Source organism: Corallococcus sicarius (assembly GCF_003611735.1).
GTDB classification, from domain to species: domain Bacteria; phylum Myxococcota; class Myxococcia; order Myxococcales; family Myxococcaceae; genus Corallococcus; species Corallococcus sicarius.
The window spans coordinates 1-14,648 of sequence record NZ_RAWG01000042.1; the positions used below are offsets into that span (position 1 = coordinate 1).

The 14,648-nt window shown below is 73.1% G+C and carries 9 protein-coding genes and 1 pseudogene; 5 read left to right on the plus strand and 5 right to left on the minus strand.

Annotated features, from left to right (window positions below):
* Nucleotides 1-429, plus strand: a pseudogene (locus tag D7X12_RS09085) (DUF1109 family protein); the annotation flags it as partial.
* Between the two features lie 18 nt (nt 430-447).
* Here D7X12_RS09085 and D7X12_RS09090 read toward each other — a convergent pair.
* Nucleotides 448-888, minus strand: a complete 441-nt coding sequence (locus D7X12_RS09090) for a peroxiredoxin (RefSeq protein WP_120624872.1) — start codon at nt 886-888, stop codon at nt 448-450.
* 173 nt (nt 889-1,061) lie between these two features.
* Here D7X12_RS09090 and D7X12_RS09095 point away from each other — a divergent pair, with 173 nt between their 5' ends.
* Both D7X12_RS09095 and D7X12_RS44965 read left to right on the plus strand, forming a co-directional pair.
* On the plus strand, nt 1,062-3,176 hold the full coding sequence (locus D7X12_RS09095; RefSeq protein WP_244224446.1) for a chloride channel protein: 2,115 nt from the start codon (nt 1,062-1,064) through the stop codon (nt 3,174-3,176).
* 39 nt (nt 3,177-3,215) lie between these two features.
* On the plus strand, nt 3,216-6,776 hold the full coding sequence (locus D7X12_RS44965; RefSeq protein WP_120624873.1) for a hypothetical protein: 3,561 nt from the start codon (nt 3,216-3,218) through the stop codon (nt 6,774-6,776).
* Nucleotides 6,777-6,807: 31 nt separating this feature from the next.
* Here the strand turns inward: D7X12_RS44965 and D7X12_RS09105 are convergent, their stop codons facing one another.
* Entirely contained in the window at nt 6,808-7,707 is a 900-nt protein-coding gene (locus D7X12_RS09105; protein ID WP_120624874.1) for an SDR family oxidoreductase, read from the minus strand.
* Nucleotides 7,708-7,859: 152 nt separating this feature from the next.
* Here D7X12_RS09105 and D7X12_RS09110 point away from each other — a divergent pair, with 152 nt between their 5' ends.
* On the plus strand, nt 7,860-8,792 hold the full coding sequence (locus D7X12_RS09110) for a LysR family transcriptional regulator (RefSeq protein ID WP_120624875.1): 933 nt from the start codon (nt 7,860-7,862) through the stop codon (nt 8,790-8,792).
* A gap of 25 nt (nt 8,793-8,817) precedes the next feature.
* On the opposite strand, the gene D7X12_RS09115 is transcribed toward D7X12_RS09110, so the two are convergent.
* The 3 genes from D7X12_RS09115 to D7X12_RS09125 all read right to left on the minus strand — a co-directional run bounded on the left by D7X12_RS09115 (nt 8,818) and on the right by D7X12_RS09125 (nt 12,038).
* Complete coding sequence (locus D7X12_RS09115; protein ID WP_120624876.1) at nt 8,818-9,921, minus strand: CgeB family protein; 1,104 nt, start codon at nt 9,919-9,921, stop codon at nt 8,818-8,820.
* Nucleotides 9,922-10,148: 227 nt separating this feature from the next.
* A complete protein-coding gene (locus D7X12_RS09120; RefSeq protein WP_120624877.1) occupies nt 10,149-10,709 on the minus strand; it encodes a peroxiredoxin family protein in 561 nt (186 codons plus the stop codon).
* A gap of 48 nt (nt 10,710-10,757) precedes the next feature.
* A complete protein-coding gene (locus D7X12_RS09125) occupies nt 10,758-12,038 on the minus strand; it encodes an amidohydrolase family protein (protein WP_120624907.1) in 1,281 nt (426 codons plus the stop codon).
* A 372-nt stretch (nt 12,039-12,410) separates the two neighbouring features.
* On the opposite strand from D7X12_RS09125, the gene D7X12_RS09130 reads away from it, so the two are divergent.
* Nucleotides 12,411-14,648: a serine/threonine-protein kinase gene (locus tag D7X12_RS09130; RefSeq protein WP_120624908.1), complete on the plus strand. Its 2,238-nt coding sequence runs from the start codon at nt 12,411-12,413 to the stop codon at nt 14,646-14,648.

The following is a 14,648-nucleotide window of genomic DNA, read 5'->3' on the forward strand; positions in this document are numbered from 1 at the left end:
CTGCTCATCGTCGCGGGCGTGGGGGGCGGGGCGCTGCTCGGGCTCGCGCCGAGCCGGCGGACCTGGCCGCTGGGATGGGTGGCGGCGGGCGCGGGGGCCATGGTGGTGGCGCAGCTGCTCGGGCGCTCCGGGGTCCAGGTGCGGCCGTTCCTCACGGGCACGCTGGGGTGCATGGGCACGGAGGTGGCGCTGTCGGTGGTGCCGCTGGCCCTGGCGATGGTGCTCTTGTGCCGCTCCGCCTACCAGCCCGTGCGGGCGCTGGCGGCGGGATTGTCCGCGGCGGGCGTGAGCCTGCTGGTGCTGCACGTGCACTGCCCCGACGGCACCGCGGACCACCTGATGCTGGGCCACCTGCTGCCGTGGGGGGTGCTGGCCGGCGTGGCGGTGTTCATCCGCTCACGCCTGCCGTCCCGCAGCTTCGCGCCCTGAAGGCCCTGGAGCCGGCTCCTACTGGAGCCGCGACAGCGCTTCCTGGGGGAAGGCTCTCGCGTCCACCTTGGCGTGCCACTCCTTCACCTTGCCGTCCGGCCCGATGACGACGCCCACCCGGCGCGCGTTGGCGGCCGTCGCGTCGTCCGCGGCCCCGTAGGCCAGGCCCACCTTCCGGTCCACGTCGCACAGCAGGGGGAAGTTGAAGTCGAACTTCTTCGCGAAGGCCTGGTTCTCCTCCGGCGTGTCGAAGCTGATGCCCAGGATGACCGTGCCCTTCTGCTCGTACTGGGCCTTGTGGTCGCGGAAGGAGCACCCCTCGGCGGTGCAGCCCGGGGTGTCCGCCTTCGGGTAGAACCAGAGCACCACGTTCTTGCCCCGGTAGTCCGACAGCCGGTGCGTCTTGCCCGTGTGGTCGTTCACCGTGAACTCCGGCGCCACGTCTCCCTGCTTGAGCATGTGCGATGCCTCCTTCGAGGTGGGAACGGCGCCGTCGTAGCACGCCGCCGGGCAGCCAGCCGGGCACCGCTCGGACGATGTGTGGAGTGGAGTGCAGGCGGACGGTCCGGGTGTGACAGCACCTTCAAGACGCTTGAAACCCACCCCCCTCGTCCGTTTAGTAGGGGCTCCAAATGAACAACAGTGACGAACCTCCGCCTGCCCAGTCCGGGCAGCGACTGGCCACGCTTCGCGCGTGGGCACGGCTGAACCTCTCCCGGCTCATCTACTTCCTGCTGGGTGCGTCCAACCGCATCCGCCTGCCCACGCCGTCGGTGCTCCCTGTCGCGGGCGCGGTGGTGGGGCTCTACAGCGGCCTCGCCGCTGGCATCTTCTCCAACCTCATTGGCGTGATGAGCGGCATCACGTTCAGCGCCGCGGAGCTGGCGGCGACGCTCAAGCCGCAGCGGCTGCGCACGTTGATGGAGTCGCTCTCCTCCGCGCGCTGGCACCTGGAGTACGCGCTGGTGGGCGTGCCGCTGGCCATGGGGGCGCTGCTGCTCGCGCGTATCATCGAGCCCGGTGGGCCTCGCGACGAGGTGAAGCGCCGGCTGCGGCTCCTGGCGCTGCTGACGCTGGGCGGGCTGTCGCTCTACTACCCGCTGGTGGGGCTTGCGGCCATCAACTCGGTGTTCGGCCATGCGCACAACCTGCCCGAGGCGCTGCCGCACCTGCCCTGGTGGCTCATCCTGCTGGCGCCCACGCTGGGTGGGCTCGCGGTGGGCCGCCTGCTGCGCGACCGGCCGGAGACGCACGGCCACGGATTGCCGGAGGTGGTGCGCGCGGTGAAGAGCGGCGCCAACGTGGTGCCGGCGGACCGGGGGCTGCTGAAGCTCATCGCGTCCGCCATCACCATTGGCAGCGGCGGGTCCGCGGGGCGCGAGGGCCCCATCGTCTATGGCGGCGCGGCGTTCGCCTCCAGCGTGGGGCGCGTGCTGGGCTTCAGCCGCAGGGAGCTGTCCATCCTGCTGGCGTGCGGCGCGGGGGCGGGCATCTCCGCGTCCTTCAACGCCCCCATCGCGGGCGCGGTGTTCGCGATGGAGATCATCCTGCGCGAGTTCGAGCTGCGCGTGTTCTCCCCCATCATCCTCGCCAGCGTGGCGGGGACGCTGGTGAGCCGCGGCGTGCTGGACGAAGCGCCCATGCTCAACCGGGTCAACTACGAGCTGGTCAGCGGCGCGGAGGTGTTCGCCTACGCGGGGCTGGGCATCGCGTGCGGCCTGCTGGCGTTCGCGTTCGTGAAGCTGCTCCACGGGGTGGAGCACTTCTTCCAAGGCGGCTCGAAGGGACGGCTCTCCCCGTGGCTGGGGAAGAAGCCGCTGCCGGTGCGCGCCGCGCTGGGCGGCCTGTGCACGGGCGTGCTCGTGTTCCTGAGCCCCACGGTGTGGGGCAGCGGGCACGACTTCATCAACCTGGCGGCGGCGGGCCAGCTGCCCTTCATCTTCCTGGTGACGGCGTGCCTGCTGAAGCTCGTCGCCACGTCCATCACCATCGGCTCGGGCGGGTCCGGCGGCACGTTCTTCCCGGCGGCGGTGATTGGCGCCATGGCGGGCGGCGCGTTCGGGACGCTGGTGCACTACTTCTTCCCGCTGGCCACCGGGCCCAGCGGGGCCTACGCCATCGTGGGCATGGGCGGCGCGGTGGCGGCCCTCACGCGCGGCCCGCTCACCGGCATGATGATGCTGTACGAGCTGAGCGGCAGCCACGACATCATCCTGCCGCTGATGGTGACGTGCACCATCGCGTCCGCGCTGTGCCACTACCTCATCGAGCGCACCTCCACCAAGGTGCAGAGCGACGAGGACCTCCTGGCGGGCACCCATGTCCGCACCCTGATGACGGAGGTGCCAGCGGTGCCCGCGGGCACGCCGCTGCGCGCGCTGACGGACCAGCTGCTCACGTCCGAGGCGGGCGCGCTGCCGGTGCTGGACCCGCTGGGCAACCTCTATGGCACCGTGCAGGTGGAGCAGCTGCGCGAGGTGTGGCGTGACGAGTCCATGTACCCGCTGCTCGTCGCCAGCGACCTGGCGCGCAAGCTGCCCGCGCTGCCGCCGGACACGGACCTGGCGCACGCGCTCCAGGTGATGGACCAGGAGGACGTGGACGCGCTGCCGGTGTCCCCGGTGCTGGGCCTGGCCCCGTGCGGGCTCATCACCCGCGCCGCGGTGCGCCGCTTCCTCTTCGCGCAGCACGCGCGCGAGCACGCGAAGGGCAACTCCCCCGTCGCCCCGACCGAAGCCACGCACTGAGCTGTCAGGAAACCGGAGGAGCGGGCATCCTTGGGCGCCATGTCCGACTCCCGCCTTTCCGCCCTGCGCGCCGAGCTGTCGTCCACCTTCCATGATGCCCGGGTGCGTCACATGGTCGCCCTGGGGACCCGCGCCCGGACGGACCCGGAAGCGCAGGGGCTGCTGGACGGGCTGGCGCGGGGGGACGCCTCGGAGAGGCGCCTGGCGCTGGCGGCCCAGTTCACCCGGCGCGACGGCGGGGCGGTGCTGCGGGCCCTGTCGGACGAGTCGTTCCGGGTGCGCGCGCTGGCGTTCGAGCTGGTGCCGCTCGCCTGTGATGATGCCCAGGCCCTGGAGGCCCTGCGCATGGCGCACGGCATGCGCCGTGAGCAGTCATTGCTGCGCGGGCTGGTGAAGCGGCGGCGGCGCGCGGTCATCGACGCGTACCTGGACGGGCTGGCGGAGCGGTCGGACGGCGCGACGTTCGCGGACGCGGTGCCCCTGGCGTCGGAGGAGGGACTGCGCCGGCACCTGGCGCGCGCGCTGGAGCGGCCGAGCCACCGGTTCTGGGTGCGGCTCGCGCGCTACGCCCCGGCGGTGCTGGGCGAGGTGCTCATCGAAGAGGTGCGCGCGGTGACGGGGGAGGCGGACCCCGTGACGCGCCATTGGGTGGGCCAGCATCTGGAGGGGCTGGCCCGACAGGTCCCCGACACGGCGGAAGCGCTGCTGGAGCTGATGCTCTCGCGCGGCATCCCCGCGGACGTGGGCGCCCTGCGGTGGCTGGTGCGGCTTCGCCCCGCGCGCACGGTCGCCCTCCTGCGCCAGCACCCCGGCGTCGCCCTTCCCCACCTGCTGTTCGAGAAGGTCGTGGCCTCGCTGGACGCGGAGGCGCTCACGTGGATCCTCCAGCGCGACCCGACGGTGCTGGGCAGCGCGAAGGACGTGCTGGAGCAGGTGACGGAGCCCCTGCGGCGGACCGTCACGCAGGCCTGGGCCGCGGCCGTGGACACCTCGCCCGCGTGGGGCACGGAGCTCATCGCCCACGTCCAGGATCCCGCCGTGCGCGAGCACGTCTTCCAGCGCTGGAGCGCGGCGGTGCGCAACCGCGACGGCGTCATCCCCCTGGCGCACCTGGAGCGGCTGCCCGTGGACCTGCGCGAGCGCGAGGCGCGGCGGCACCTGCACGAGGTGGTGGCCCTGGGCACCCGGGCCGAGGCGCGCTTCGTGTACGCGCGGCTGCTGCCCTGGGACGAGGCGCAGGGGGAGCTCCGGGGCGCGCTGGGACATCCCGACGCGGCCATGCGCATCGCGGGCCTGGGCTCGCTGTTGGCCCTGCCCGGCCTGCGTCCGGAGGAGGCCGCGGGGGTGGCGCCCGCGCTGGCGCTGGTGCTGGCGCGGAAGAACGAACAGGACCCGGTGCGCGGGACGATGCTGCAGGCGCTCGCGGGGTGGCCCCGGCGGATGTGGCGCGCCGAGCACACCGAGTCGCTGGGCCGCATCCTGCGCGACGCGCTGGACGCCGCGGACCTGTCGCAGATGACGGCGCAGGCGGCGGAGCGGCTGCTCGTGCGGGCCTTCGGCGTGGACCCCGTCTGGGGCGCGACGTGGCTGGGCACCTTCCTCAAGGAGCGGGGCAGCCTCCAGGACGCGAGGCTGGGCCTGCGGCTGAACGACGCGCAGGTGCGCCAGGCCGCGCCCCAGCTGCTGGCCCTGGCGAAGGCCTGGGCGGAGCGCGAGCGCGGGTGGAACCTGCTCCAGCTCGTGCAGAGCCTGGGCGCGCGGGCGGCCCTGGTGCCTGGCCTCTCCGAGTGGCTGGTCTCCACGCGGGACGTGACGCCGAACGGGTGGCTGTCGGTGGAGCTGAGCCACTGGCTGTCGAAGGAGGACCGGACGCGCTTCGAGGCGACGCTCGCGGGCGCGCTGCGGCGCTGGCGGGACCGGGGCTGGGACGACGAGGTGGTGGCGCTGGCGCAGCAGGAGCCGCGCGACGTGCCCCTGCACCGGGAGCTGGTGGCGGAGCTGGAGCGGGTGGCGCTGCGGCTGGGCAAGCCGTCCGCGAACGCGCTGTGGCTCTTGCGCTCGCGCGCGCGGGCGGACTTCGACCGGATGCTGCCCACGCTGCTGAAGCGGGACGAGAGCGCCATCGCCATCCCGTTGGTGCGCGACTACCTGCACCGGCGGCGGCAGGACCTGCTGGGGCCGTACCTGGCCGCGCCGGTCATCACCGGGCAGTTCGCCACCGGGGCGACGCATTGGCTCCTCCCCTTCGACTCGGGCTTCTTCCGGTGGACGGCGGAGCAGAACCGGACGTATTCGCGCGCGCTGTCGAAGCTGTGCGAGGACCCGGAGCGGGACACGCCCTCGCTGCTGCTCGCGGTGACGCGGCTGGCGGCGCTGGACTGGGCGCCCATGGACGCGCTCCAGGCGATGGCGGACGACAAGCGCCCCGCGGTGCAGGAGCGGGCCCTGCGCGTGCTGGCCCGGTGTGACCAGGGCCAGGGCGTGCCCACGCTGCTCAAGTGCCTGGAGGACAGCCGCGCGCGCATCGCCATCTACGGCCTGCGCCGCGCGTTCAACGGCATGCCCCCCGCGCGGGTGCTGGCGCTGCTGGCGGACGTGCCGCTCTCCAAGGTGACGGTCGCCAAGGAGGTGGTGCGGCTGATGGGGGAGCTGCGCTCGGATGCGGCCTACGCGCGGCTGCTGGAGCTGGACGCGCTGCCCCTGCACCGCGACGTGCGCATCGCGCTGCTGCGCGCGCTGTGGGACCACCTGGACCGCGAGCCCACCTGGGCCGTGTTCGAGCGCGCTGTCAGCGGCGAGGACGCCATCATGGCCTCGCGCGTGGGGGACATCCCGGCGGACCGGCTCACCGAAGCGCTGGACGCGCGGCTGTCCGCGCTGCTCGCGAAGGTGCTGGCGCGGCCGGAGCCCGACGCGCGCATCAGCCTGCTCCAGCGCGCGGCGTGGCTGCGAGTGATGGACCGGGAGCGGGTCTTCCTCTCCGCGTGCGGTGCGCGGCTGGCGTCGCCCTTCGATGACGAGGTGCGCGCGGCGATGGGGGCGCTCGTCCACCGGTCCGACGAAGACGACCTGCCGCTGATGGCGCGGATGCTGGAGGCGGTGGTGGAGGACCGGCGGGCGCTGAGCGTGGCGCTGGACTCGCTGCTCCAGCGCCGGGAGTGGATGCGCCCCGTGCCCCTGCGCACGGTGCGCCTGCTGGCCGAAGAGGTGCTGGCGAAGGACCCTCGGCTGGCCACGCCGCGGGTGCGCTGCGCGGCCGTCGCGCTGGAGCCGGGGGAGTTCGCGGGCCACCTGAATGCCATGGGCAAGGCGGGATGGCTTCACGCGGACGCGCTGATGGCGGCCCAGGTGGCGGTGGCCCAACTGCCCGTGGAGTCGATGCGGGCCGTGGGCGCGCGGCTGCGCACGAGCTCCGTCCCGGAGGTGCGGCGCCTGGCCGTCGAGTGCGTGGTGCGCGATGCGCAGGAGGGGCGCGGCTGGACGCCGGAGCGGCTGGAGACGCTCGCCACGCTCCAGCGGGATGAATCACCGCTCGTCGCGGGCGCCGCGCAGTTCGTGTTCCCTCCGCGCGAGGTGGTGAAGGCGCCGCAGGCGGAGTGAGTCCTGCACGTCACCGGGAGACGGACGGCCTTTAGCCGTTGAAGTAGTGACCTGCTTCGAGGTCCGGGATGAGCGCGGCCTGCACGGGACGCCATCCCAGCTGCTTCTGGGTCAGGGTGCTCGACGCCGGGTAGTCCTGCGAGAAGAGGTGAGCAAGCCAGCCGAAATGGGCCTCTGCCCCCTCACGGGAGAGGGCGGTCACCGGCAGCTTCAACTGCCGGCCGATGGCGCCGGCGATGTCGCGCACCGGCACCCCCTCGTCACCGATCCCGTGCAGCCGTGCACCCGCGGGCGCTGCTTCCAGGGCCAGACGGAACAACCGCACCGCGTCGAGTCGGTGCACGGCGGCCCAGCGATTGGCCCCTTCGCCCACGTAGGCCGAGACCCCTTTCGCGCGGGCGACGGCAATCAGCGCCGGGACGAAGCCATGCGTGTCGCCGTTCCCGTGCACCGACGGAGGGAGCCGCAACACCGAGACGCGCACGCCGCGCGCGGAGAACGACATCGCCATCTCTTCGGAGGCGAGCCGGACCGCCGAGGGCGAGCCGGGATCCAGCGCATCCTCCTCCGTCCGGATGTGGCCCGGTGCGAGCAGGGCGGTCCCCGAGGTGACGACGAAGGGCCGATGGGAGCCCGCAAGCGCCTCGCCGAGCGTCTCGATGGCGCGTCGATCCATCTCCGCGGCAGCTCCGAAGTTCGCGAAGTCGTGGTTGAACCCCGCGTGGATGACGCCGTCTGACGCGGCCGCTCCGCGGCGCAGGCTCTCGCGGTCATCGAGTGCGCCGCGGTGCACCTCCGCCCCCGCGGCCGTCAGCGACGCAGCGGACGTGTCGGAGCGGGCAAGGCCGACGACGCGATGCCCGGCGTCGATGAGTTCGCGAACGATGGCGGAACCGATGAATCCGGTCGCGCCGGTGACGAATACACGCATGGTGAGCTCCTTCAGTGGAAGGACGCCATCGTTCGCCCGGGACGCGATCCGAGTCCAAAGCCTGTTTTGTATCGGGCCATGCACTTCAGGCATCACCCCAGGGCCTGGAGCGTTTCAGGGGCGGGCCCGCGCTGACGGGTTACGCTTCAGCCATGCCCGATTCGCCTCCTGCACCGGACCTCGACTTGCGGCTGGTGCGGTACTTCACGGTCGTCGCCGAGCACCGACACTTCGGCCGCGCCGCCGAGGCCCTCCACACCACCCAGCCGTCCCTGAGTCGTCAGGTCCGCCGCCTGGAAGAGCAGTTGGGCGCTCGCCTCCTGGACCGCACGCCGCAGGGCTGCCAGCTCACCGAGGCCGGAGAGAGCTTCCTCGCGGACGCCAGGGCGTTGCTGCGCGCCGCCAGTCAGGCGGCGGCGCGCACCCGTGCCGCCGCCGAGCCCAGCCGGATCACCATCGGGTTCACGCCGAGCCTCATCATCACTCCGGCAGTCCGCGAGCTGCGGCGACAGCATCCGGATGCCGAAGTGCAAACCCTGCATCTGGCCTGGAACGAACCCCGCGCGGCCCTGCTCGCGCACCGGGTGGACGCGGCGGTGACCCGGCTGCCATTCCCCACCGACCAACTGCACGTGACCGTCCTCTATGAGGAACCCCGACTGCTGCTGGTCTCCCGCGACCACCGCCTGGCCGGCAGGCCATCCGTCACCCTCGACGACATCGCCGATGAGCCGATGCCCCAGGTGGCCGACGCGGGCTGGAATGCCTTCTGGCGTATCGACCCCCGGCCCGACGGAAGCCGTGCACCCGACGGTCCCCTCGTGGAGGCCATCGAGGACAAACTCGAACTCATCGCCGCGGGGCAGGCCGTGGCCATCTCCGCCGGCCTCCACACCAGCAGCCTCCGCCCCGACCTCACCGCGATCCCCCTGCGGGGCGTCGGGCCGAGCCACGTCGTGCTCGCGACCCGCGTTGGCGACGACAACCGCCTCGTGGCGGCCTTCCGCACGTGCGCCCAGACCCAGCTCATCGGTCCCGGCCCTGCGAGGTCCGCGAGTGGCCCTCCCACGCGCTCCGGGGGATGACCCGCACCGAGGGGCGCGCAGGGGTTCAGTTCGGCCGGCGCTCCAGCACCTCGGGCACCCGGGTGGGCGCTCCCGAGGAGCCGCCCCGCACGGCCTCGCAGGCGTACTGCTCCAGCGCCAGCGCCCGGTGCGCCACGGTGTGCTCGGCGAGCACTCGCGCCCGGGCGCGCTGGCCCAGCTGGAGCCGGTCCGCTTCCGGCATCTCTCGCAGGTAGCGCAGCACGTCCTTCGCCGTGCGCGCCACGACCACCTCCTCGCCCAGCGAGAAGAGGTCCTCCAATCCCTCCCACGGGTCGCAGACCAGCGTCGCGCCGCACGCCGCGGCCTCGAACAGGTTCCTGCCCGGCGTGTGCTCCGCCCGCGAGACGGCCAGCGTGAAGCGCTGCGCGCCGTAGCAGGCCGGGTGCTCGCGGGACGGGGTGGCCGCGTGCCGCTTCACGTTGTCGGGCCACGCCGCATCCGCATCCACCACGGACATCGTCCCGGCGAGGAGGAAGCGCCCTTCGGGCCAGTCAAACGCGGCGTCCAACAGCAGCGGCTTCAACAGCGACCGGCGCTCCGCCGACAGCAGCCCCAGGTGCCCCAGGTCCCAGCGCACGCCCTGCGCCCTCGGGGCGAAGTGCTCCGCCTGCACGCCGGGCAGCAACACGCGCGCCCGGGGCACACCCCACTCGCGCTCCAACCTCCGGGGCACCGGCCCCCCGCTGGAGCACAGGTGGATCCGGTAGCCCGTCAGATGCTCCAGCGTCAGCCGCGCCGCATCCCCACGGTGGGCCTGCCGCTGCAACGTCCGGGGCGTGTCGTGGTCCCAGAAGGCGGTGAGGCCGCGCGCGGTCTCCGTCGCCCAGCGCCCCACCTCCGCGACCCCGGGCACGTCCGAGTCCACCAGCACCAGGTCCGCACCCCGCACATGGGAACGGAAGCGCGCATCGAGGTCCGCCACGCCCAGGTACGGCGCGCAAGGCGTCTCCGCCTCCAGTTCCAGCCGCCGCGCAGAGGGCCCCGCCTGCTCCAGGAGCAGCACCATGTGCCCGCGCTGTCGCAGCGCGTGCGCGAGCTGCCTTGAAGCCAGGCCGACCTTCACGTCAGCGACTGCCCCGCCCGGAGGCCCCAGGAAGACGATGTTCATCCATGTGGGCCTCCTTCACGCCCCCGGCCCCGACGGACGGTGGACGCCCCGCGCGGCAACTCCAGGGCTATCGCTTCCGGCCTCCGACGAACAAGGCGCCAGGCCCGGGGCCGCGTGAACTCCTCAACGGCGCACCCCTCGGACGGACCGCTCCTGCGCAGCCGCGTCCAGCAATGGACCGTGGCCCCTCCCTCCGAGGCGAGGAGCCCGTGTCATGAAACCCGGGACTACTTCGAGGGCGCTTCGGGCTTGATGGGAGGCGTATTGCCAGCGGGCGCCGTGGCGGGCTTCGCGGCCGCGGGCTTGCGCAGGGGGCACGCGACGATGGCGCCCGTGGGGTCGATGGCGTCCTTGCCCTCGTCCACCTTGAGCACCTTGCGGTCCTCGCCCACGACGAACGTGTAGCGCTTGGACACCGTCAGCACCGGCATCTTCACGTCGTACGCGGACACGACCTTGCCTTCAGGATCCGGGATGAACGGGAAGGGCGCCTTCAGCTCCTTCTTGAAGCGCGCCAGCGTCTCCGCGTCATCCGTGGAGAAGGCCAGCACCTGCCCCTGCGCCTGCTCGATGTCCTTGTAGCGGCTCGTGTACGCGGTCAGCTGGCGCGTACACCCGCCGGTGAACGCCTTGGGAAAGAAGGCCACGATGACGGGCCCCTTCTTCACCATCTCCGACAGCGTGTAGGTCGTCCCACCGGTGTCCTTCACCGTGAAGTCCGGGGCGGTTTCGCCCACCTGGGGAATCGCTGCGCTGACCAATCCGACGACGAGCAGGGGAATGAGCATGGCCGGGACTTAACGGCCCCCGGACATCGGAACAAGCCGCCCGGGGTTCTACGGCTGGTTCAGCCGAGCCCAGACGGCCGTGGCGGCCTCGCGTGACTGGTCCGCCACCACGGTGGGGTTCACCGACAGGGGCCTGCGCGCCCAGACGCGCCACACGCCGTCCACCATCACCGCCTCCACGTGCCGGCTGCCCAGCCCGTGAATCACGTGCCACGCCAGCGTCTCCGCCGTCAGCGGCGTGGGCGACAGGTAGTCCATCACCAGCAGGTCCGCGACCGAGCCCTCGCGCATGGGACCGATGGCCGCCTCGAACACCTGCGACGCCAGCCGGTGGCCGTTGGCCAGGTAGCGCAGCACGTCAATGGGCTGCCCCGCCTCACGCGAGCGCAGGTACGCCGCCTGCGCCTCCGCGAAGAGGTCCGCTGACGTGCCGTCGGTGCCCAGCGACGCCCGGGCCCCGAACTTCAGCGCCGGCGCGTAGCCCACCTCCTGCTCCTGGTTGGAGCGGGGCGTGTGCACCAGCCACGTCCCCGTGGCCAGCACCTGCGCCAGGTCCGCCCACTCCAGGTGGCCCGCGTGCGCCGCCATCGCGCGAGGCGAGAGGAGGTTTCCGTTGAGCAGCCGGGTCACCGGGGGGTTGCCGTGACGCTCGTTGGACAGCCGCTCGTCCAGCGGATCCTCCGCGAGCGGGAAGTGCAGCCCGGTGTTGGTGGTGTTGAGCGCTTCGCCCAGCCCCTGGAGGGCGTCATCGCCCAGCGTGAAGACGGGCCCCGCGCCCACCTGTCCGCGGAAGCGGCCCCGGGCCTTGCGCGCGAAGCTGACCGTCTCCTCCAGCCCCTCCTCGCGGCCCACCGCGCCCATGCGGTCCGTCACCGCGTAGGCCAGCACGCCGCGCACGCCCACCTCGTGGAGCCCGCGCGCCATGCGCAAGAGCGAGCCCGTCACCGCGTGCGGCGAGGCGTGCAGGTCGAACAGGGTGGTGGTGCCGCACTGGATGGACTCCAGGCCCCCCGCCGTGGCGGCCACCTGCACCGCGTCCAGGTCCAGGGCGTTCTCGAAGGGCCAGCGCACCTGCTCCAGCAGGGCCTGGTACGACGCGGGCGTCGGCCGGACCCAGCCGCGCGCGAGCACGTACGAGAGCCGGTGGTGCGCGTTGACGAGCCCCGGGAAGACGAGCTTGCCGGACAGCGCCACCACCTCGTCGTCAGGGGCGGGCGTCAGGTCCTCGCCCCGCGCCACGATGCGCTCACCCTCGATGCGCAGGTCCACCCGCTCCACGGACGCGGGCTCCAGTTCGACGACGTAACCACCCTTGAGGACGGTGCCCAACATCCCTCCCTGCATGCGCGACGGTGCGCGAGGTTCTCACGACGGAGCCCCCCTCCCCTTAGGGGTCCCGTTTCGAGCGGGGCAGGTTAGCACCGCATCCCCGCCCCCGGTCACCGGGTACGGCCATCCTTCCACCCACACCCGTCGTCCCGGCCCGCCCTACACGGCCCGCGTGGGCCCGCCAGGGGCCCCCGCTCCTGCTGGAACGTCCGTGCAACAGGGAGGTTCCATTGGGGACAGCCAGGCAGGCGGACCTGTAGGACCTTGGGTGCCGGGGGCGGGGCCCCGTAGACTGCCGGCACCTTGGCGTCGGAATCCGGCATCACCTGGGCAGGGAACTACCGCTTGAGCGCGCGCATCGCGACGGGCGGCATGGCCGAGGTGTACCTGGCGCGCCCCGTCGCGCCGGACGGACAGCGGGGCCCTTCCGTGGCCGTGAAGCGGCTGATGCCCCACCTGGTCGTGGACCGGCGCATCGTGCAGATGTTCCTCAACGAGGCGCGCATCACCGCGCAGGTGCGCCACCCCAACGTGGTCTCCATCCTGGAGCTGGGCATGGAGGGCGGAGAGCCCTTCATCGCCATGGAGCTGCTGGAGGGGCGCTCGTTCGCGGAGGTGCGGCAGGAGGCCGCCGAGCGGGGCCAGCGCGTTCCTTTGGGCATCACCCTGCGCGTGCTGGTGGATGCGTGCCGGGGGCTGGATGCCGCGCACCGCGCCGTGGACGAGGCGGGCCGGCCGCTGCGGATCGTCCACCGCGACTTCACGCCGGACAACATCCACGTGGGCGTCAACGGCGCGGTGAAGGTCATCGACTTCGGCATCGCGAAGGCGGACGCGCTGGGCTCCGGCACGGAGCCGGGGACGCTCAAGGGCAAGTTCTTCTACATGTCGCCGGAGATGATCGCCGGCCGCAGCGTGGACCACCGCGCGGACCTGTTCGCCGCGGGGGTGATGCTCTACGAGCAGCTCTGTGGCCGGCGCCCCTTCACCGGCATGACGCCGGACGAGGTGCTGTCGCGCATCGCGGAGGGACGCCCGAAGCCGCCCACCGCGTTCGACCCGTCGGTGCCGCAGGCGCTGGAGGGGGTGTGCCTGATGGCGCTCGCGAAGGACCCGGAGGCGCGCTTCGACAGCCTCCAGACCTTCATCGCCGCCATCGAGCACATCGGCGGGCCCGCCGAGGTCGCGACGCACGCGCAGGTGGCCGCGTACCTGGACCTCCTCTTCCCGCCGGACCGCGACCCCAAGCGCCTGGCGCTGCGCCGCGCGAGGCTCGCGGATCCGTCCAACTCCGGCGCGGAGGTGGGAGCGCCGGTGCAGGGCGGTGCGGACTGGCCCGTGGAGCTGGGAGGCACGGCGTCCCGGGCCGGCGCGCAGGGCTCGTGGCCCGTGTCGAAGACGGGACCGGGCGGCCCGGCCGAGTGGCCCGCGATGCCGGTGGGAGTCCACGGCGACTGGCCCGTGGCACCGGAGGCCAGGCCCCGGGACACGAGCTCGGATGCGACGTCCACCCGGGTCACTTCGCACGAGGAGGTGCGCGCGTCCGCGGCGGCCGCCTCCGCGGCGCGCGGAGCCGAAGCAGCCTCCGCCGCGCCTCGGGGTGAAGGCCCGGCCGTCAAGGCCAGCCAGCCACCTCGCGCCTCCACGGCGGAGGGAGGCGACACGCGCACCCGTTCGCGCTGGGGCATCGCCCTCTTCGCGGGCGTGCTCGCGGTGGGCGGGCTGGGCGCGGGGGCCACGTGGTACCTGCGCCGTCCGGATGTCACGCCCACGGCCCGGCTCGCCGCCGCGGAGACCGCCACGACGCTGGAGGCGAAGCTCTCCGCGCTGGAGGCGCTGGGCAAGGACCCGCGCGCTACGGGCCGGGAGCTGGCCCGCGCGAGCACCCTGCTGATGAGCCTGGGTGCCCACCCACAGGCCCTGGAGCTGGCGGAGACGTACACCGCGCGCTTCCCGAAGGAGGCGGAGGCGCACCTGCTCGCCGCGCGCGCCGCCACCGAGCTGCGCATGGGCAAGCGCGCCGAGCGCGCCATCGACGAGGCCGCGCTCCTCGCCCCGAAGGACATCCGCGCGCCGCTGGCCCTGGCCGAGCTGCGGGCCCGCCAGGGCGACGTGCCGGGCGCGCTCACGGCGCTCGCCAAGGCGTACGCGCAGGCGCCGGGCTCCGCCAAGGTGGCCCCGCGCTACGGACAGCTCCTGTCGCAAGGCGGGCGCCTGGACGAGGCCGCCACCGTGCTCTCCACCTGGACGCGCCAGCACGACGACGCGGCGGCGCTCGCGGAGCTGGGCTTCGTGCGCTTCCGCCAGGAGAAGCTGGACGACGCCGTCACCCTGCTCAAGCGCGCGCTGAGGAAGGCGCCGTCGCTCGCGGTGGCGCACTCGTACCTGGGGGCCGTCCTCTTCCGGCAGGGCGACCTTCGCGGCGCCGAGCGCGAGTACCGGGAGGCGGAGCGTCTGGCCCCGGACGACCCTCGCGCCCTCACGGCGCGGTGCCAGCTCCACGCCCACGAGGGCAACACCGCGGCGGTGGCCGAGGTGAAACGTACGCTGTCGGAAAGGTTCCCCGACCGTGCATCGGCACTGGCGGCGGAGTGCGGTCCGGGGAATTAG